Source organism: Streptomyces sp. NPDC002276 (assembly GCF_053891435.1).
Genome location: NZ_JBSFCQ010000002.1, coordinates 381,480 through 399,939 on the forward strand (window position 1 = coordinate 381,480; position 18,460 = coordinate 399,939).

16 protein-coding genes are annotated in these 18,460 nt (G+C 63.4%); 11 read left to right on the top strand and 5 right to left on the bottom strand.

Annotated elements, in window-relative coordinates; translation table 11 throughout:
* Positions 1–106 precede the first annotated feature (106 nt).
* Entirely contained in the window at positions 107–4,000 is a 3,894-nt protein-coding gene (locus tag ACWIHT_RS06860; RefSeq protein WP_456165165.1) for an NACHT domain-containing protein, read from the bottom strand.
* Positions 4,001–4,346: 346 nt separating this feature from the next.
* On the opposite strand from ACWIHT_RS06860, the gene ACWIHT_RS06865 reads away from it, so the two are divergent.
* Entirely contained in the window at positions 4,347–5,261 is a 915-nt protein-coding gene (locus ACWIHT_RS06865) for an aminoglycoside phosphotransferase family protein (RefSeq protein WP_456165167.1), read from the top strand.
* A 3-nt stretch (positions 5,262–5,264) separates the two neighbouring features.
* On the opposite strand, the gene ACWIHT_RS06870 is transcribed toward ACWIHT_RS06865, so the two are convergent.
* Entirely contained in the window at positions 5,265–6,641 is a 1,377-nt protein-coding gene (locus ACWIHT_RS06870; protein ID WP_456165169.1) for a sporulation protein, read from the bottom strand.
* 267 nt (positions 6,642–6,908) lie between these two features.
* Here ACWIHT_RS06870 and ACWIHT_RS06875 point away from each other — a divergent pair, with 267 nt between their 5' ends.
* On the top strand, positions 6,909–7,400 hold the full coding sequence (locus tag ACWIHT_RS06875; RefSeq protein ID WP_431251562.1) for an ATP-binding protein: 492 nt from the start codon (positions 6,909–6,911) through the stop codon (positions 7,398–7,400).
* 327 nt (positions 7,401–7,727) lie between these two features.
* Positions 7,728–8,027 (top strand): hypothetical protein, encoded by a 300-nt coding sequence (locus ACWIHT_RS06880; protein ID WP_456165171.1) that lies wholly within the window; start codon positions 7,728–7,730, stop codon positions 8,025–8,027.
* Positions 8,028–8,437: 410 nt separating this feature from the next.
* Here the strand turns inward: ACWIHT_RS06880 and ACWIHT_RS06885 are convergent, their stop codons facing one another.
* On the bottom strand, positions 8,438–9,217 hold the full coding sequence (locus ACWIHT_RS06885; RefSeq protein WP_456165173.1) for a GntR family transcriptional regulator: 780 nt from the start codon (positions 9,215–9,217) through the stop codon (positions 8,438–8,440).
* 163 nt (positions 9,218–9,380) lie between these two features.
* On the opposite strand from ACWIHT_RS06885, the gene ACWIHT_RS06890 reads away from it, so the two are divergent.
* From ACWIHT_RS06890 to ACWIHT_RS06915, 6 genes are all read left to right on the top strand, one after another.
* Complete coding sequence (locus tag ACWIHT_RS06890) at positions 9,381–9,731, top strand: SCO3933 family regulatory protein (RefSeq protein ID WP_456165175.1); 351 nt, start codon at positions 9,381–9,383, stop codon at positions 9,729–9,731.
* Complete coding sequence (locus ACWIHT_RS06895) at positions 9,731–11,032, top strand: FtsK/SpoIIIE domain-containing protein (protein ID WP_456165177.1); 1,302 nt, start codon at positions 9,731–9,733, stop codon at positions 11,030–11,032. Before ACWIHT_RS06890 ends, ACWIHT_RS06895 begins: the two co-directional genes overlap by 1 nt.
* Before the next feature lie 11 nt (positions 11,033–11,043).
* Positions 11,044–11,241 (top strand): hypothetical protein, encoded by a 198-nt coding sequence (locus ACWIHT_RS06900; protein WP_456166005.1) that lies wholly within the window; start codon positions 11,044–11,046, stop codon positions 11,239–11,241.
* Between the two features lie 299 nt (positions 11,242–11,540).
* Positions 11,541–12,941 (top strand): replication initiator, encoded by a 1,401-nt coding sequence (locus tag ACWIHT_RS06905; protein ID WP_456166007.1) that lies wholly within the window; start codon positions 11,541–11,543, stop codon positions 12,939–12,941.
* Positions 12,942–13,179: 238 nt separating this feature from the next.
* Positions 13,180–15,189, top strand: coding sequence for a recombinase family protein (locus ACWIHT_RS06910; RefSeq protein WP_456165179.1), 2,010 nt, complete (start codon positions 13,180–13,182; stop codon positions 15,187–15,189).
* Positions 15,126–15,920, top strand: a complete 795-nt coding sequence (locus ACWIHT_RS06915; RefSeq protein ID WP_456165181.1) for an ABC transporter permease — start codon at positions 15,126–15,128, stop codon at positions 15,918–15,920. The genes ACWIHT_RS06910 and ACWIHT_RS06915 overlap by 64 nt, the downstream gene beginning before the upstream one ends.
* A 128-nt stretch (positions 15,921–16,048) precedes the next feature.
* Here ACWIHT_RS06915 and greA read toward each other — a convergent pair whose 3' ends face one another.
* Positions 16,049–16,549: a transcription elongation factor GreA gene (gene greA, locus ACWIHT_RS06920; protein ID WP_200712181.1), complete on the bottom strand. Its 501-nt coding sequence runs from the start codon at positions 16,547–16,549 to the stop codon at positions 16,049–16,051.
* A 168-nt stretch (positions 16,550–16,717) separates the two neighbouring features.
* On the bottom strand, positions 16,718–17,116 hold the full coding sequence (locus ACWIHT_RS06925) for a DUF4307 domain-containing protein (RefSeq protein ID WP_456165183.1): 399 nt from the start codon (positions 17,114–17,116) through the stop codon (positions 16,718–16,720).
* Positions 17,117–17,344: 228 nt separating this feature from the next.
* On the opposite strand from ACWIHT_RS06925, the gene mca reads away from it, so the two are divergent.
* Positions 17,345–18,208: a mycothiol conjugate amidase Mca gene (gene mca, locus ACWIHT_RS06930; protein ID WP_456166009.1), complete on the top strand. Its 864-nt coding sequence runs from the start codon at positions 17,345–17,347 to the stop codon at positions 18,206–18,208.
* Entirely contained in the window at positions 18,201–18,446 is a 246-nt protein-coding gene (locus tag ACWIHT_RS06935) for a hypothetical protein (protein WP_456165185.1), read from the top strand. The genes mca and ACWIHT_RS06935 overlap by 8 nt, the downstream gene beginning before the upstream one ends.
* Positions 18,447–18,460 lie beyond the last annotated feature (14 nt).

Below are 18,460 nucleotides of genomic sequence, written 5' to 3' on the forward strand. Positions count from 1 at the left end.
GACCCTGGGCAGTGCGGTGAGACGTCGACCACCTCGATCAACAGCCCGGGGCCTCGCCGGTTGCGCTTCGGAACCGTCACCTGATGGGTAAGCAACTCGAAGGAGCTCAGTCAATCTCACTCATGTTGCTCGGATCTTTACCGAAAGACTCCACCAGACGCTCGATTAGCAATTGACGCAGATCGTACTCATCCGAGATTCCTTCGGCGAGCATCAAGCATAGCACTCGGCTTAGATGCGACTTATCTGGATGAACACTGCGGATGCCCTCTATCGCGAACTCGCGATGAGGGGATTGCAGAAGATGCAATACCTCATCGCTGAGAGAACGTACGTCTTCCCTAGAATTGAGGCAGCCGAAGACGGCTGCCATAAGAGTACTGGTGCGTTGGGCTTCAGAGGAGAGGGATGCATTCGATTGCTGAAGATCCAAGCGCTCTGTTCTCCGGGTAAGTGACGCCTCCTGAGAGTTTGCCTTAATAGCAAGGCGCCCCAATCCCCAACTCTCAGGGTTTTGCTGCCACAAGGAAATAATCGAGTCGGATTTTTCGCGAGAGAGGGCTACGTGGGTTTCGCCTGTGAGGCGGCCAGCAGCATCTAGACATCCGCGCCATTGATGAATCAAGTTGGGGGAAATCGATTCAATCCACCCCAAATTCGCGTACCTCTCTTGGCGTGCATCCTTAGTCACCAGCTGAATCGCACTGGGGCCAATCTCCTCCACGAGCCCTCGCTGTGAATGCACAGCGACGTAAAGCAAGATGAGAAGCCATGACGCGAAGGATTGCTGAATGCCAGTTACCCGTGGACGGAGTCTCGCGTAGTCACCGAAGATTTCCCTAAGTGTATCAACTACCTCAGGTTGGTCATGAGGGATTCTGAACGAGCCAACTGCCGACCCTAGGGGATAAAATTTCGTTCCATTCTCAAAATATCCCTTCATGTCGTTCAGCATAATTCGCCAGTCGATGTGCCCAACCCATGAATCCTCTAGGAGCTCCCAATCCTGGAGATCGCCGTACTTTCCCATTCCAGCAGCCTGAGATGCTTCTGCGATGTTCGGCTCTTCGCGGAGCACTTGAGTTACAACCCATGGAAGTGTGCTCTCGATTGCCCGAAGATCTTGCGGTCGATGGGCGGCTGACCTCAGGAACTCACTGAGGGAAGTTGCTCCGGGATCCAAAAGAAACTTTCCGAGGTCATGAACCAGTGTGGTTTTAGGTGGATTTGAACGAGAAAGGCGCAACCATGGTTCCTGCGGCTCTCTGATTGAAACTAGCCGCCCAGAGAACCCGAGGGAATCTGCCTCTGCCGATGAAGGAATCGAATTTTTGGGGCGCCTACGTACTGCTGCCTGGAACGCCCTTACCCACTCCGGCTCGCCAAGCGAACGACGCTCCCGCAGAAGGGAACGGGTCCTGCGGACTCTGTTTTCTGCAATGGCCTCCACTACACGAGGCAACGGTGCGTCCACTAGGCAATTCTGGGTCAGAATTCGAAGCCTCGAATTCTCTGTCGCATAGGCAAGTGCCATGAGTTGGCACTTGGAATTCTCTGTCAGAGCCGAGTAGAGAGGCGCGATGAAACTTTCCAATGTATTCCGTGTCTCATCGGTTAGGTCATCGCGGCACGCTAGGACACTCAGGCAATATAGCAAACTGGAATCGTCAGATTTGACTGACCTGTACAGCCTATTCTCGGCTAGCCGGGCCACTACGCCTGTCATATCTGCAGGAATGCAATGTGGTACGCGGCGAACATCGGTATCTGGCGGAAGCTGCAAAAGCTCTGCTGCTTGATCCGTTAGCGACTGTAGGTAGATGGGTGAGCGAACCATTCCATCCGAGAGTATCGCGACGGCAAGGCGTGACCCTGCAAGAGTCGCCTTTTTTACTTCCTCGTGCTCGACTGAATGACTATTCAATTCTGCCACGAGAGAGATAACTGTTTCTCGGAGGTTTTCTCGCCTGGAAAAGATATGCCCCAAAGCGAAGAGAACTGTGTTCCGCCAGTGCGAGCTGGAAGCGATGAGTCGCAGAGTGTCAGGAATCCTATTCTCGGGCCGTTGCATAATTCCCTGCGCTGCCCAAAACTCTTGAAGAGATCTGATCTCGAAACCAATTTCATCGGATCTGCTCGAAACCAGGAAGACTAGTCTGTCTGTAGCGGCCTGAATTATTTGATCGCATAGAGAAAGTAGCGATTCACCTTTGTGGCCTTCTGCCCTCAGTCGACCCTGCACAATCTGTCTAAGTTCATCTGCTGAAAGTGTTGAATGAGTTTCTCCAGAATTCTCGCTTCGAGTTTGCAATACAAGGCCTACTTGAGCATGGATTGCATCAACGTCGGAACGGTGATCTCTTAGCAGTGAGCTGGCTTGGCTAGGCTTTTCAAGTTCCCTTTCGTAGATGACTCGATAGTAGTCAGCGAATAGGTTATATCTGTCCTTTGGGGCTTGCCCGACCCTCTCCAGCAAGACCGCTAGAATGGTGACTTGAAGTGGTGTAGTCATCAAGCGCGAAGTGGCAGACTCGTCGGATGCCCGGTCGAGTCTCTCGATTAGCTGATCTGTCCTGTCGCTATCCATTCCATGTCGGGCGATAGCTAACTTTCTTCCATAGCTCATCGCAATTTCTTTACTCAGGGCAGTGAGCTGAAGATGTTTATAGTATTGAGGCGAGAATTCATCGGTGTAGCCTTGTGGCCGAGTTGTGGCGACGATGAAGACATCACCGCTCACGGACGCTGCATCGATAAGGAAGTCGTCAATTAGAGAGAGGATCTCACCCCGATTGCTGGCGGCCGGCACCTCGTCCAGACCGTCGAGCGCCACGAACCATGGGTAGGTAGCTAGCCAACTTCGGAGTTGATGGGCGCTAATGGGGATGGTGGTCTTTTCAGTGATCGTATTGGCAAGGTATCCCAGGACGGATTGAGCTTCTCCCCTTGCTACAGAATCCGCTAGTCGAGTTAGCTGAATATTTACTGGCCAGCGCCGATTCTTGGGTCGAGGCAAACCTTCCTGCTTCATCAAGCCGAAGATTTTTTCACATGCGACTTTGACCTTTCCGAACTTCGCTGCTGGGGTATCGGTTACGAGGGCCGCACGATACATTTGGCAGGCGAACTGTGTGAGGGTCGTTTTTCCCTGTCCTGGACCTGCAACCAGAACCAGCCTTTGACTGTTATTGGTACCCCTCACGGTTCCGCGCTCCTCCTTCAGTGCGTCACTCTCATCGGCAGCACTGATGATCGAGCTTAGAGCTTTGAGGGATCCTTTGGATCCTGCTTCTTCGATGCCGGACCATGGCTGATATGGCAGATCGATGAAGATTTCAGCTAGAGCTACACTTCGATCATCAGCAGATCCGGCTTGGTCAAGGTTAACGTATCGGCCCCGAATTAATTCCTTCGCAGTAAATGATTTTAGGGCTTCAGGGATTTCGCTCGCGGAGTCATTTTGGTCTGACAGTACCTGGGCAAGGACATCGCCTGGCGTCACCCAAGAGGAGTAGGAAATGCGAATGTCTCTGTTGTTCACCAAGAAGGTCGAAATGGTGTCGCAATGCCAAATGAGCCACCCATCGAACCCGACCCTCCTCGCGTGTCCCTTTAGGCATTCGTCAACTCTATCGATCCCGCCGTCGTCTCGCGGAGAGAGCCTGACGTTTGTGGAAACGATGTAATACTTAGGAATTTTCCTCCCGGCCTCTTTCCTCTTACTCCATCCTTTCATCTCCTCATTAATTTCCTCGATGAGCCATGTTGCATTATCTTTGGGAAGAGTAGGGAATTCTTTGTATTTCGCTTGAATTATTCCGTACCCATTCCAGTGATGCCCGTTCGTGTTGATGGGTACAGGTCCGTCGAACGTTGCTTCTCGCCCGCCATCGGCACCAGACCCAAAGACTCCTACCCCGGGGCCAAGCTCGGCGACGGCGATGGATTGGGTTAGATGTTCGAATTCTCGGTTGCCGAGCCTGTTCAGATCGAATCGCATGTAGTCATGGTGCCGTCTTCACGTCGTACTGTCATGAGTTTGTCGTTGTTGGTGCTTCGGAGTCGGGATGCTCTCCCGAAGCGGAAGAAACACCTCAGCCTTGGTCTTCGGCCAACGGCGAAGATTGACAGCGTCACAGCGCTTACATGCTCCAAAGGCCCCATGACCGGCCGCAGAGTGCTGGCCGTTCTGTAGATGCTTGGGGCTAGCACTCGGGGACTGTGTCCCCAGTCGCTTCCGTCGTCCGCGGGTGGGTACGGTCATGGTCGTGTCCGGCGTGCGTCGGGTTGGTCACCCGTGGGCGTGCGCTGGTTGATCGCGCGCGACTAGGGGAGCTGGTACGGGCATGGCGGTTGACGCTGCTCGCACGGAAGAGGGGTTCACGTCGGCGAGGGCTACGCGGGTGATGGTCGCCGCGTGCCGGGCCGCAGGGCTCGACGACAGAGGTGCAGAACTGATCCGCCTCGGGGAGAACGCGTTGTTTCGGCTGGCCTTCGTGCCGGTGATCGTGCGCGTTGCACGGGGTGAAGAGTGGCTGCCCAAAGCCCGTACCGAGGTGGCCGTGTCGCAGTGGCTGGCTGAGGAAGGGTTCCCGGCGGCGCGGATCGTTGGGGACCTGGAACAGCCTCTTCTGATCGCCGGCCATCCGGTGACCTTCTGGCACCTGATCGTCGAAGGGGACCGCAAGGCGGAGTACGGGGAACTGGGCGGGATCCTGCGGGATCTGCACACGCTGACTGTGCCCGAGGGGCTCGTGCTGCCGCCGTACGATCCCTTCGACAAGCAAGCACTGCGGCTTGACCGGGCGGTGATCCCCGACGACGACAAGTCCTTCTTGCGGAAGCGCTGGCGCGAACTGCAAGACAAGTACGCCGAGTTGCGGTTCGAGACGCCGAAGGGGCCGGTACACGGGGACGCTCACGTGCAGAACCTCATGGTGGACGACCAGGGCCGCGTGCTTCTGATCGACTTCGAGATGTTTTGCTACGACCATCCTGAGTGGGATCTCATGGTTACGGCTGTGGAGCACTACAGCCTTGGGTGGCAGACCGACGAGCAGTACGCCGACTTCGTGAGCGCGTATGGGCGGGACCTGCACGACTGGGACGGGTACAAGATCCTGCGGGGGATTCAAGAGTTCGGTATGACGACGTGGCTGATGCAGAACGTGCAGGAGGACGAGAGGACGGCGGCCGAGTACCGCCGGCGTATCGCAGGTCTGCGCGATGACGACGGGCCTCGGGACTGGCGGCCCTGGTAGGGGCTACTCGTCGTCCTCGTCCAAGCGGTCGAGCGCGTCGCGCACCTTCTCGTTGAAGGCGGCCACCGTGGGGTTCGCCGCGTGCAAGCCTACTTCGTTCTGAAAGTCGGTCACGTAGCGCTGGAAGCGGTTGGACTGGAGGGAGTCGCCGCCGTCGACTGCGAGGCTCGCGGTGGTGACGGCGGCTTCCAGCTCGCCGTTGAGTAGCTGGCTTTGGGCGAGCACCATGCGGCAGAAGCCCAGGGTTCGGGCGTACTTGGGGTCGGTGCTGTCCACGGCGCGCTGGGCCTGGGCGACGGCGTCTCGGCGCATCTTGAGGTCGCGGAAGCAATGGCAGAGTTCGCCCATGAGCTCTGCTTCGTCGAAGTAGCCGAGCCATGCCGGGTCTTCGGCGGTGTCGGCGCGCTCGAAGTGGCGTTCGGCCTCGTTCATGGCGCGCCCTGCCGCGATGGGGTCGCCTGCGTTGGAGAGGGAACGGGCCTCCATCGCCGAACTTAGCGCCATGACACGCGGGGTTGCTCGGCCTTTGGCACCCTCGACGGCGGCGCGGGCCAGCTGGATGGCTTGGGCGTGGTTGCCTAGGTAGTTGGCCTGGTGGCTGAGGTTGCCGAGGATGCGGGCGCCGAACATGCGGTCGTCGATGACCTGGGACAGGCGCAGCGTTGAGGTCAGGTAGCGGTGGGCGAGTCGGTGGTTTCCGACGTCGTACGCGGTCCACGCGAGTAACTGGGAGATCTCGGCTGCTGCGCCGAATAACGAGGTGCCGACTTTCTCGCTGTAGCTGGCGTTCAGCAGCGGCAATACGTCTTCGCGGAAGTAGTGGCGTAGTGCCTTGTGGCCGTGGCCTCCGCCGTACTTGAAGTCGAGTTGCATGAACAGGCTGGCAGCTTCTCTGATCGCGCGGACGTCGCGCATGCCGACGCGTCGGTGATCGGGTCTGTCGGCCTGGATGCCGTCGGGACGCGCGATCATCCATGACAGGACGGCGGAGTTGAGGTCGGCGTCCGCGACGGCCAGTGGGCTCGAAGCGGGAGCGTCGGCGTGCTCGTGGGTGAGTCCGTCGAGAACGGACAGGACGTCGGGAACGGTGCTCGGGTAGCCAACGGGCTCCGGGGGCGTCGACTTGGTGTGGTCGAAGAAGCCGAGATCGCCTGGGGTGATGCGGCGGCGGAGCTTGTTCGAGAGAACGTCTGCCAGGAGTGCCGCTGTCTGCGGCCTGATGCCTGCGCCTTCTCGCCAGCGCTTCACGGCGACGTGCGTTGTTCCCAGGGTCATGCCGCGCTGGGCGCCCTCGTCTGTCATGCGCTTCGCAAGGCCTTTGTTCGAGACCTTCGCTTCGTCCATGACCGCGATCAACTGCGCGTTTGGTTCTCGGTTCATGCTCTGCCAACCCGAGAATGACGGCGAGTATTCATCGTGTCACAGGAGTAACGCCCTGGGGGGTTCATTGCTGAACCCCCTTTGCGTTTGCCGGTGTTCACATGAACCCCCAGGTGGACACTGCCGATTGAGCCTCCCGAGCCGTTCACTGGTCGACACAGATCAGCGGGTCACAGGGCCCGTCGGCGCGCGGGAGGGAACGCGGTGGAAGTGCGACACGGCAAACACCCGGCGAACACCTCGGCGGAGGGTGCTCCGCGCCGGTCAGTGCACGACCCGTCCAACGGTCACTTCCGGGCGCTCACTCTCTACGCCGAGGACTCCGGCTGCGCCAAGGCTGCGCGCGACACGGTGGGCTCCTACCTCCGAACCTGGGGGTTGGAGCACGCGGTTGTCGACGCTCAGCTCATCGTGTCGGAGCTGGTCGGCAACGTTGTGCATCACGCGGTGCCGGATGACGCCCTGGCCACGCCCGGTGCCTCGCGGAGGATCGACGTGTCGCTCATGACGGTGCCTGAGGTGTTGGTCATCGGCGTCTCGGATGAGGACTCGGACCCGCCTGAGTTGGCGGCTGGCGAGTGGATCTCACCGGAGCTGGCGGGTGACTTCTCAGAGGCGCTGTTGCCGGAGCGAGGACGCGGGCTGTTGATCGTTCAGCGGCTGGCTGACGCGGTGTGGTGGTCGCCCGGTGTGAAGGGAGGCAAGACCGTGTGGTGTCGCCTCGACCTCGACCGGCTGTGGGCTGAGAACTCGGCCTGACAAGCGCCGGGTCACCGCCCCTGTTTGCTCCCTCGCGATCGGGAGCGGGCGGCGATCCGGTTACCGGCCGGAGTTTGACCACTCCGGCCAATCAAAGGGGCGCGGTCTCCCGGACATTCGGGAGGCTCCCCTCCCGTATGAGGGGCCGCGCTTCACATCCCCCATATAGGCCGGGCCACCCACTGCCCTGGTAAGCGAACGGGTGGCCCGGCTGGGAACACGGCGGTTCCCGGTGCCTGATGGTACCGGGGCCGCCGTGCTGCGTTCTGGCCCTGGCTGAAAAGAAGTTGACGATCCGTTACCTAGATCAGGGCAGAGGTGGGCAAGGTGTCTGGCGCGGGTGAGAACTGGCTGAGCGATGGACTCGGCGACGTTGTGGGGGCGGGCTTCGGGCTGTGGGTGTCGGGTGTCGACTACATCGCGGGTTGGCGTGAAGCGCGGGAGTCTGCTGATCAGGTGAACCGGGTGTTCCTCGGTGTGGGGTTCGAGCTGTCCGAGTTACGGGCCGTCGCCTCGACCAATGAGGAGGGGCGCGGTGTCGTGCGGGTGGCGGGCTGGCCCGGTGCCGTGGACCGGCTGGCGGGTCTCCTGGAGGCGCTCGTGGACGGCGACGGCGGTGCGCGGTGAGCGGTCTTTCCGCTGGTGAGCGCGGTACGTGGGCACGTCGCTGGGTGTCGAGACTTTGGGCGGTAGCTGCCATGGGGCGAGTGAACAGGGGGCCTTACGCTCGCCGGCGGATCGGGCAGTCTCTTGGAGCCGGCCCGCGTTCAGCCCGATCGGCCCCCTGTTCTTCGAGGCTCGCCCCATGGGAGCTGCCTAAAGTCTCGGCACCCGGCGATCCCCAGCCCCCAACACCCCTGCCCACGAAGGCCGTTCGACGCGTCAACTCCTCTGGCGTGCTGCCGTGCGGGGCGCTTGCCGTCCGGACGGGACCGGCGGCCACGCCGCACGCCCGGCCGGGGCGGCCGGGCGCCCCGGCGCGCCGCAGGCGCGCCCTTGAGGAAGCGAAGACTGTTTCGACCGATCGCCGTTGCTGCTCAGGTGCGGGTGCGTCGGGTGGGCTGTTTGTCGGCGGTGATCCGGTAGGCGAGTTCGGCGCGGTCCGCCCCGACGCGCAGCTCTTCGAGGATCAGGCGGCGGTCATCGGTGCCGTGCGCGGTGCGGGTCACGTGCAGGACCGGGGTCGCGTCGGGGAGTTGGAGGGCGGTGCGCTCGTCGGGCAGCGGCATGTGGGCGCGTACGGTCTCGGTCCACGTCAGCTTGTGGCCGGCCTGGGTGAGGACCCAGTAGATCGCTGCCGGAGGCTTGCACGGCTCCTGTCCGAGCAGCGGGACGGCTTCGGCCACTTCGAACGGGATCAGCGTGCGGTGCATGACACGTGTTCCGGTGGCGGGGTCGGTGAGCAGCCGATCGCAGCCGAACAGGGCTTCCTCCTGGTCGAGTTGGAGGAGGCGGCCGGTCTCCTTGGTGGTGTGAGTCCGGTACGTACTCGGCTGTTCGGTCTCCTGCCAGATGTCGCCGTTGGGCATCACGAACTTGCCCTCGCTGCTGTGGGTGATGCGGCGTTCGAGGGTGAGCGCGGGCTGTCCGTCCGTCCGCACGAAGCTGCCCTTGCCGTGCCGAACATCGATCAGACCTTCCGCGCGCAGGGCGGCAATCGCGTTGCGGACGGTGGGGCGGGAGACCCCGTAACGGGCCATGAGCTGGGCCTCGGACGGCAGCATCGAATCCGGAGTGAACTCGCCGGACAGGATCGCTTCTCGCATCACGGCGGCGACTTGCTGGTAGAGGGCTCCGGGGCGCTGGATCTCCGACATGGCGGCATCTCCGGGTCGAGGTCATAGTCACGTCGCACGCGCGACATCACTCGTCAGCATAAGCACTTGCACTCTCGCCGTACAGGGCTCCATAGTCGTAACTCATAAGGACAAGTGACGTCTGAATATGTCAGGCGTACCGACTGGCCAAGGAGGCCAAGCAATGCAGTCCATTCCCGTGGACACGGCGCGACTGGGCGTACTGCGGTGCGCCATCGCGCCCGAAACGAAGATCAGCAACTTCGAGACACAGGAGGTCAAGAAGGACCGGGACGGCAACCCCGTCTACACCATCGCCGTCACCGTCCGCCAGGACGGACGCCGCATCTCCGTCATCGAGATCGCCATCAGCGGCGAACCGAAAGGCATCCAGGAAGGACAGATCGTCAAGGTCACTGGGCTGACCGCGTTCATGTGGTCGATGGGCGACCGGCACGGCGTCAGCTTCCGCGCAGACGCCATCACACCCGTCCACGGCACCCCGGCGGCGCAGGCCAAGGGCGGTGACGCGTGATGGGACCGATCCTGCTCGCCTTCGCCCTGGCCGTGCTGGCCTGGCTGCTGGTCGTCGGTGACCTGGTGCGCCGGCACCGCCCGGCCTGGCACTGGTACCTCGTCGGCTATCCGGTGAGCGCGTGGCGGGTGCTGTTCACCTGGCGCCGGGTCGCCCTGCTCAACGACCTCTCCGTGTCCAAGCTCCCGGGCCGCACCCTGGTCGGACACCTGATCGTCAAGGGCGACCCGGTACGGCCAGTGGCACCCCGCACCTCGTTCCCCCGGGCCACCCGCATGGGGCTGACCGTGACCGTGCGGCTGCACGCGGGACAGACCCCGATGACCTACATGAAGGCGGCCGAAGCACTCGTCCACGCGTGGAGAGTCCACGCCGTCCGGGTCACCTCGCCCGAACGCGGCCTCGTACTGCTGACCGCCATGGCCACAGATCCGCTGCAACGGCCCGGCTTAGCCACCGCACCGGCCGAATTACTGTCCGCGCTCATCGGTGCCCTGGAATCCGGCGGCGCCTGGGTGATGAACCTGCGCCTCGTGCCGCACTGGCTGATCACCGGGGCTACCCGCTCCGGCAAGTCCACCCTGCTGGCCCGGCTCATCACCCAACTCGCCCCGCAACCGGTCGCGCTGGTCGGCATCGACTGCAAGGGCGGCATGGAACTCGGCCTGTTCGCCCAGCGGTTGACGGCGCTGGCGACCTGTCGACGCGAAGCGGTCGCCATCCTGTCCGCGCTCGTCGTCGACATGCACGACCGCATGAGCGCCTGCCGGACGGCCGGTGTCCGCTCGATCTGGGAACTGCCCGACAAGCTCCGCCCGATACCCGTGGTCGTGATCGTCGACGAGATCGCAGAGCTGTACCTGTCTGACGGGACGCGGGAGAGCAAGGTGGAAGCCGAACAGTGCTCCACGCTCCTGCTGCGGATGGGACAACTCGGGGCCGCGCTCGGCCTGCACCTGGTCGTCGCCGGCCAACGTGTCGGCTCCGACCTCGGCCCCGGCGTCACCGCTCTGCGCGCCCAACTCGGCGGCCGGATCTGCCACCGCGTCAACGACCCCGGCACCGCCGAAATGACCCTCGGCGACCTCAACAAAGACGCTGTGGCCGTTGCGCAGACGATCACGGTGGAGGAACGGGGCGTGGCCGTGTGCACGGGCCCGGACGGCGGCTGGAGCCGCGCCCGCTCCCACCTGACAACGACGCAAGAGGCCATGTCGACGGCCCGCAAGTACTCCGGCATGACCCCGCACCTGCCCGCCCTGGACCGCGCCCTCACGTCGCTGGAAGGAGAGGACAAGTGACCGGTGCAGATGTGATCAGCGAGGGTACGGCGTTCACGTTCGCGGTGATCTTCGGGATCATCACCGTCCTGCTCGTCCGCTCCCGCGACATACGGGTCTGGGAAGCGATCTGCGTCGGCCTCTTCGGCGTCTACCTCGGCCAGACCCCCGTGGTCTTCACCATCCACGGACTCGTCGTCTGGTTCATCGGCGGCTTCTCCCACACCTGAGCAGAGGGGACCCACCACCATGCCCATGTCTCGCGTGAGGTGCCCGTTCTGTAAGGGCGACGGAGCCCGCAGGACCTGGACCGGACGACTGCGGCGCTGCCGCGTCTGCCGGGGCACCGGAACCATCCGCTGAACCCACCGCACCACGCCCAACCAGCCAAGGGAGCGATCCCCATGACCGACCACGCGCCACCAACCACCCACCGTGCCGCCTCGGCGGCCCACCCCGGAAGGTCACCACCATCACCCCGGACTTCACTCCGGCTGGCAGGCGCGCTGTCCTCGACCGCGCAGCGCGTCTGCGTCAGCTCTCCGAAGCAGACCGCGACGCCATCCGCATCGCCCAAGACCCCAAGTTCCCTCGCCGGATAGAGCAGATCATCGCAACCGGCGGCTGCACCCACCCCGTCCATCTCTCCGGCTCGACCACCACCGTGGACGGCACGACCGGCGAGATCCTCCACCACTACGACACCCGCACCGAACCCGGCGAACGCCTCCTCGTCCGATGCCGCAACAGACGCGCAACCGTCTGCGCCCCCTGCTCCCACCTGCACGCCGGAGACACCTTCCACCTGGTCCGCGCGGGCCTGCTCGGCGGCAAGAACATCCCCGCCACCGTCCGCAACCGCCCTCGCCTCTTCGTCACCCTCACCGCCCCGTCCTTTGGCTCGGTCCACCGTGCTGGCGAACAGTGCCGACCCCGCCGCGACGGCGGCACCTGCGAACACGGGCGTCTTCTCGGCTGCACCACCGTCCACGCCCCGGACGCGCCAGTCGTCGGCCAACCGCTGTGCGCTGACTGCTACGACTACCCGGCCCACGTGCTCTGGCACGCGCACGCCTCCAAGCTGTGGGACCGCTTCGTCATCGACGTACGGCGGCGCTTGGCCTCCGCGGCCGGCATCGTTCAGTCCTGCTTCGCGGCGCATGCCCGCCTGTCCTTCGCCCGCATCGCCGAGTACCAGAAACGGGCGGCCGTTCACGTTCACGCTGTTGTCCGCCTCGACGGCCCGAACGGGTCGGACGACGAACCCCCGGCCTGGGGCACTGCGGAACTGCTCACCGACGCCGTGCGCGTCTCAGCCCGGCGGGTTCTGGTCCGCACCGTCTACAGCCCGGCCGTGGGCGAATTCTCCCTGCGCTGGGGCGCCCAGGTCGACGCTCGACCGCTGCGCGCTGATGGCGACGGACCCGACGATGACGCAGTGGCCGCCTACGTGGCCAAGTACGTCACCAAAGGCGCGAGCGAGACAGGCGCCGGCCTCGACCACAAGGTCACCATCGGGTCCGACATCGGTACTGCACCCGTGACCCCTCATGTCCGCAGCCTCATGCGTGCCTGCTGGAGTCTCGGCGGCCTGACCGAGTACGAGCCGCTCAACCTGCGCGCCTGGACCCACACCCTCGGCTACCGAGGCCACATCCTCACCAAATCCCGCGCCTACTCCACCACCTACGCAGCACTGCGTGCCGACCGTGCCGCGCACCGAGGTAATGACACGTACTTGGGAGAGAGCACAGTCACGGAAGCCAACTGGCGCTATATCGGCTCCGGCCACACCCCTGGCGCGGCCCAACTCGCCGCCGGAATCGCAGAGGACTTGGCCCAAAACCGCGAGTTCGTCCGCGAAGAGTTGGCCGAGCGGGGGTGGAGAAATGAGCTGCGCGAAGAAGAGAACGCAACCGCCGACCGGTGAAGTCGTATCTCGCTGGCGCGCTGTTGAGTGGGGCGAATCCGAAGAGCGGCGCTTAGCGGAGATCTTGTTCGGTCGGCTGTCCAACAGATCTAAGAACAACGGAAGTTGCCGGAAAACGCCTGCCGAGTAAGAAACAGGGCGGTATCCTGACGGGACATCACATGTAGGTCCCAGAGGGTTGCCGCCCTCTGGGACCAGGCCAGTCAAGGACCGGCCTGCCAGTCGCGAAGGGACTGACATGGGGAAGAGTACCGTCATGCGCGGGCGTCGGAGTGCGGGCGTTATCCGTGTAGCTATCTACCTGCGTGTTTCCACAGCGCAACAGTTGGAAGGCTACGGCCTGAAGGTCCAGGAAGATCAATGCCGGGCCTGGCTTGCGTACGCCTTACGTGGACAGAAGCACGTGGTCGTCGATGTGTACGTGGATGGCGGCGTATCCGGAAAGCTGGCCAAGCGTGACGATCTGGACCGTCTGACCGCCGACATCATGGGCGGGAAGGTCGACCTGGTTGTCTTCGGCAAGCTCGACAGGATCGGCCGCACCATGAAGAACATCCACCGTTGGGTCTACGACGTCACTGACTACGGCGTCCGCGTCGCCACTGGTGACGGCCGCATCGACTCCGACGACGACATGTTCGGCATCCAACTCTCTCTTCTCGCCTACATGGCCGAGGTTGAGCACGCCCTGATTCTTGAACGCACTCTGGGCGGTCGGATGCAGAAGGCTGCCGCTGGGGGCTGGCCACTGGGTGAGCCGCCCTTCGGCGTCATGCTCGACGCGGACGGAAACCCCGTGCTCAACCCCGATGAGGTCAAGCAGATCGAGGCGTATGCAGCCTTCATGATCGACTCGCCTGAACCTGTGACGCAGGAGGATGCAGCCCGGCACCTCAACGCTCTCGGTTACACCCAGCGCAACGGAAAGCCGTGGGCCGGAGGAAATCTCGGCCGGCGCATTGAGGCCAGCCTTCGTGGCTACGTGGAGTTCGTCTTCGCGGGCGAGAACGAGGACGGCGACCCGATCACCACGACCTTCCGAATCGACGTTCCGAAACCACTGCCTGAGGAACGCATTGAGTCACTGCGTGTTGTCATCAACCGGGGCAAGCGCGCTAAGGGCAAGCACTCTCGATACCTGTTGTCCAACCGCATCATCAGTGTCTGCGGGGCGCACCGGACCGGCAGCAGTATTGCCACCGGACGTTACTACCGCTGTATGGGGAACCGCGTCGAAGGGGGAGCGTCCCCGAGGCATGAGGATTGCTGGGAGCTTCCGGTTGAGGATGTCGAATCGGCTGTCTGGGCCGAAATTGAAGGTTTGTTGGAAGACAGGACGAAGCTGCACGCACCGATTGCCAAGTGGCTGGGAAGTGTTCCTGAGCGCGCTGCTTCCTATCGTCGCCGACTGGCCGAGCTGGACGAGCAGCTTGAGAAGAAGCGGTCGAGCCGTAAGCGCAAGATCGCTTTGCTTCTGGTTTCCGCCGAGGACGATGCCGATGACACCGCCCTGATTGATGAGCTGAAGTCGGAACTCAGGCAGCAAGAAGAGGAACTGCTTCAGGAGCGCGAACGTGTGGCGGACTGGTTGGGCGATGCGGAGGCTCAGGAAGAGCGGGCCAGGGAACTGCTCCACGCGGTCGACAGCATCGACATGTCGCCGGAGAACTTCACCCTGGACCTGAAGTTGGATCTTCTGGAGCTGCTTGACATCCAGGTTCAGATCTTGGACAAGGGGGTTCCTCGACACAAGGGTCTCGTCGACCCCATCACGGAGTGGCACCGAGAGAACGACGTCCCGGTCCCGGTGCAGCTGACAGACGAGATGTGGGACAAGGCCAAGAAGATCCTGTCGGGTACCCGGCAGTGGAAGGACGTACGTGGTGCGTTCGACGTGATGTTGGAGAAGCTGCGCACGGGGAAACCGTGGAACGAGTTCAGCGGGTGCGAGCGAATCGGCGGACGGGCCTACGTGTCGCTGTACAGGCGCGTCCATCACTGGTTCGACTCTGGGGAGTATCAAGCCGCCCTGGAGGCTCTGAAGCCCTATCCGGCGGTTCCTGTGCCGCCTTCGTACGTGCTGCCTCGGATGCTGGTCACGGGTGCCGTTGATCCGAAGTTCACCGCTGCGCAGGTGACGATGGAGCCCGAACGAGTCTGCGATTGCGGCGCGGTCGGTGAAGCATGTGGCACCACCCCGAGTTGCAACCTGGCCTGGACGGGCGGACAAGCTTGCCAGAGATGGTGATCTTCGGGCTCATCCAGCCCATCATGTTCGTGGTGCTGTTCACCTACGTCTTCGGCGGTTCCATGCAGATCGGTGGCAGCACCAGCGCCACCGACTACAAGAACTTCCTGATGGCGGGCATTTTCGCGCAGACTGTCACGTTCGCCACCGCCAGTTCCGGCGCGGGCATCGCCGACGACATGCACAAGGGCCTCATCGACCGGTTCCGCTCGCTGCCGATGGCGCGCGGCGCGGTGCTGACCGGGCGGACGCTCGCCGATCTCGTGCAGACCGCGCTGACTCTCCTGGTCCTCGCGATAGTCGCCCTGCTGGTCGGCTGGCGGGTCGGCTCGGACGGGGGCACCAACGCTGGCAAGGTCCTCGGTGCCTTTGGGCTGCTGCTCCTGCTCGGGTACGCGTTCACCTGGATCGGCGCCCTGATCGGGCTCAGCGTCCGTACACCCGAGGCGGCCACCTCCGGCGGACTGATCTGGCTCTTCCCGGTGACGTTCATCTCGAACGCGTTCGTGGACACGAGCAACATGACCCCGTGGCTGCGCCACATCGCCGAGTGGAACCCGTTCAGCGCCACCGTGCAGGCCTGCCGGGTGCTCTTCGCCAACCCGGGACAGTCGCCCTCGGACGCCTGGCCCATGGTGCACCCGGTGTGGGCCTCACTGATCTACTCGCTCCTGATCATCCTCATATTCCGGACGCTGGCGGTGCGGAAGTACCGCTCGGCGACTGCCTGAGGGGAGACCCGAGGAGATACCGAGACGACACCGGGACGACAGAACCCCCGGCGCCGCAAGGCGGCCGGGGGCCCGTCGAAGGCTAAGGCGAAGGCCAGGAATCCCTCAGGTCAGGTCCCGCAGGTCGGTCAGCCGTTGTACGGCTCGGCCTTGAGGATCGTCACCGAGGCCTTCTTGCCGTTGGGCAGCTCGTACCGCGCTTCCTGGCCGACCTTGTGGCCGAGCACGCCGGAGCCCAGCGGGGACTGCGGCGAGTAGGTCTCGATGTCCGCGCTCGCGTACTCGCGCGAGGCGAGCAGGAAGGTCATCGTGTCGTCCTCGTCGCCGTCGAACGCGATCGTGACGACCATGCCGGGCGCGACCGCGCCGTCCGCCGACGCCGGAGCCTCGCCGACCTTGGCCTTCTCCAGGAGCTGGACCAGCTGGCGGATGCGGAGCTCCTGCTTGCCCTGCTCCTCCTTGGCCGCGTGGTACCCGCCGTTCTCGCGCAGGTCGCCCTCCTCGCGAGCAGCCGCGATCTTCGCGGTGACTTCCTCGCGCGCGGGACCAGACAGGTACGCCAGCTCTTCCTTGAGCTTGGTGTACGCCTCCTGCGTAAGCCAGGTGACGTCTTCGCTGGTCTGGGTCACAGGTGCTCCTCGTAGGTACTGGGAATACAAAGCATCGCCCTACCCAGAAGAATGTTCCTTCATGGAAGGGCGAAACCACGAGCCTAACAATTCAACGGCGCCAAGGGGAGGACATAAGCCGTCAGAAATACGTCAACGCAGGTCAACGCCTACACAACGAGGGTGACGTCAGTCGGAGTGGCAGCCGAGCAGCTCGGCCGTGGTGCCCCGGGCCGTCGTACGCAGGGTGACGACCTTGTCGATGCGGGTCGCGGAGCCGCCGAAGTGGAAGTCGGCGCGGCCCACCTCGGACTGGTCGGCGGCCTGTGAGCGCAGGGTGCAGTAGCCGGTGGTGCCCGAGTCCTTGTGGACCTCCAGATGCACCTCGACCTCGTTGTCCGAGGCCTGGAAGGTGATCACTTCGGCGCTGATCTTGGCCTCTACGACGTAGTGGTAGGCGAAGTACCCGACGAGGGCGAGCAGCAGCGCGGCGAGGACGGCACCGGCGATCTTGAGCTTGTGGTCGGCACGCTCGTCCGACGAGTTGCCGTAGCGGCCCTCGGGCAGTCGCGTACTCGCCGTACTCATGATCGTCCTCCCGGCAAGGGGCTCAAGGGCTCAATGGCTCAAGGGCCCCCGAAACCGGCCCCCGGAATTATTCGCCCCCGGATTCGGTCACTATAGAAGCCTCCCACCCGCCGCCCGACCACCGCCCCTCAACGACGTCCCTGCGGGACGGCACATGTTGAATTGCACCCCAGCACACCGGGGCGCCGACCTACTGAGGATTGAGTCTTGACTGACCAGCTGCGACTGATGGCCGTCCACGCGCACCCCGACGACGAGTCGAGCAAGGGCGCGGCCACCATGGCGAAGTACGTGTCCGAGGGGGTGGACGTGCTGGTCGTGACCTGCACGGGCGGGGAGCGCGGCTCCATCCTCAACCCGAAGCTCCAGGGCGACCAGTACATCGAGGAGCACATCCACGAGGTACGCAAGAAGGAGATGGACGAGGCCCGCGACATCCTCGGCATCAAGCAGGAGTGGCTCGGCTTCGTCGACTCGGGGCTGCCCGAGGGCGACCCGCTGCCCCCGCTGCCCGAGGGCTGCTTCGCACTGGAGGACGTCGACAAGGCGGCCGGCGAGCTGGTGAAGCAGATCCGTACCTTCCGTCCGCAGGTGATCACCACCTACGACGAGAACGGCGGCTATCCGCACCCCGACCACATCATGACCCACAAGATCTCGATGGTGGCGTTCGAGGGTGCGACGGACACCGAGAAGTACCCGGAGTCGGAGTACGGCCCGGCGTACCAGCCGCGGAAGCTGTACTACAACCAGGGCTTCAACCGGCAGCGCACCGAGGCCCTGCACAAGGCGCTCCTCGACCGGGGCCTGGAGTCGCCGTACGGGGACTGGCTCAAGCGCTGGGACGAGTCCGGGCAGATGCGGGACCGCACGCTGACCACGCACATCCCGTGCGCCGAGTTCTTCGAGATCCGCGACAAGGCGCTGCTCGCGCACGCCACGCAGATCGACCCCGACGGCGGCTGGTTCCGGGTCCCGATGGAGATCCAGAAGGAGGTCTGGCCGACCGAGGAGTACGAGCTCGCGAAGTCTCTGGTCGATACCTCCCTCCCCGAGGACGACCTCTTTGCGGGCATCCGCGACAATGCCTGATATGAGCTCAAGCGCAGCCCTGGCAATGACGCACCTGGTCCCCCTCGCCGAGGTCGACGAGAACAAGGTCACCCCCGGCGTCCTCGGTTTCATCGTCTTCGCGGTGATGGCCCTGGCCGTATGGGGACTGATGAAGTCCATGAGCAAGCAGATGAACAAGGTCGACTTCAAGGAGGCCCCGGACCCGAAGGCGGAGTCCGAGGCCGCCCCGGCGGAGACCAAGGCCAAGCAGGGCTGACCGGGCGGGCCCGC

Coding starts and splice junctions, on each gene's coding strand:
- ACWIHT_RS06860 (WP_456165165.1), bottom strand. CDS start 4,000: ATGCGATTCGATCTGAACAGGCTCGGCAACCGAGAATTCGAACATCTA.
- ACWIHT_RS06865 (WP_456165167.1), top strand. CDS start 4,347: ATGGCGGTTGACGCTGCTCGCACGGAAGAGGGGTTCACGTCGGCGAGG.
- ACWIHT_RS06870 (WP_456165169.1), bottom strand. CDS start 6,641: ATGAACCGAGAACCAAACGCGCAGTTGATCGCGGTCATGGACGAAGCG.
- ACWIHT_RS06885 (WP_456165173.1), bottom strand. CDS start 9,217: ATGTCGGAGATCCAGCGCCCCGGAGCCCTCTACCAGCAAGTCGCCGCC.
- ACWIHT_RS06890 (WP_456165175.1), top strand. CDS start 9,381: ATGCAGTCCATTCCCGTGGACACGGCGCGACTGGGCGTACTGCGGTGC.
- ACWIHT_RS06895 (WP_456165177.1), top strand. CDS start 9,731: ATGGGACCGATCCTGCTCGCCTTCGCCCTGGCCGTGCTGGCCTGGCTG.
- ACWIHT_RS06910 (WP_456165179.1), top strand. CDS start 13,180: ATGGGGAAGAGTACCGTCATGCGCGGGCGTCGGAGTGCGGGCGTTATC.
- ACWIHT_RS06915 (WP_456165181.1), top strand. CDS start 15,126: ATGTGGCACCACCCCGAGTTGCAACCTGGCCTGGACGGGCGGACAAGC.
- ACWIHT_RS06925 (WP_456165183.1), bottom strand. CDS start 17,116: ATGAGTACGGCGAGTACGCGACTGCCCGAGGGCCGCTACGGCAACTCG.
- mca (WP_456166009.1), top strand. CDS start 17,345: ATGGCCGTCCACGCGCACCCCGACGACGAGTCGAGCAAGGGCGCGGCC.
- ACWIHT_RS06935 (WP_456165185.1), top strand. CDS start 18,201: ATGCCTGATATGAGCTCAAGCGCAGCCCTGGCAATGACGCACCTGGTC.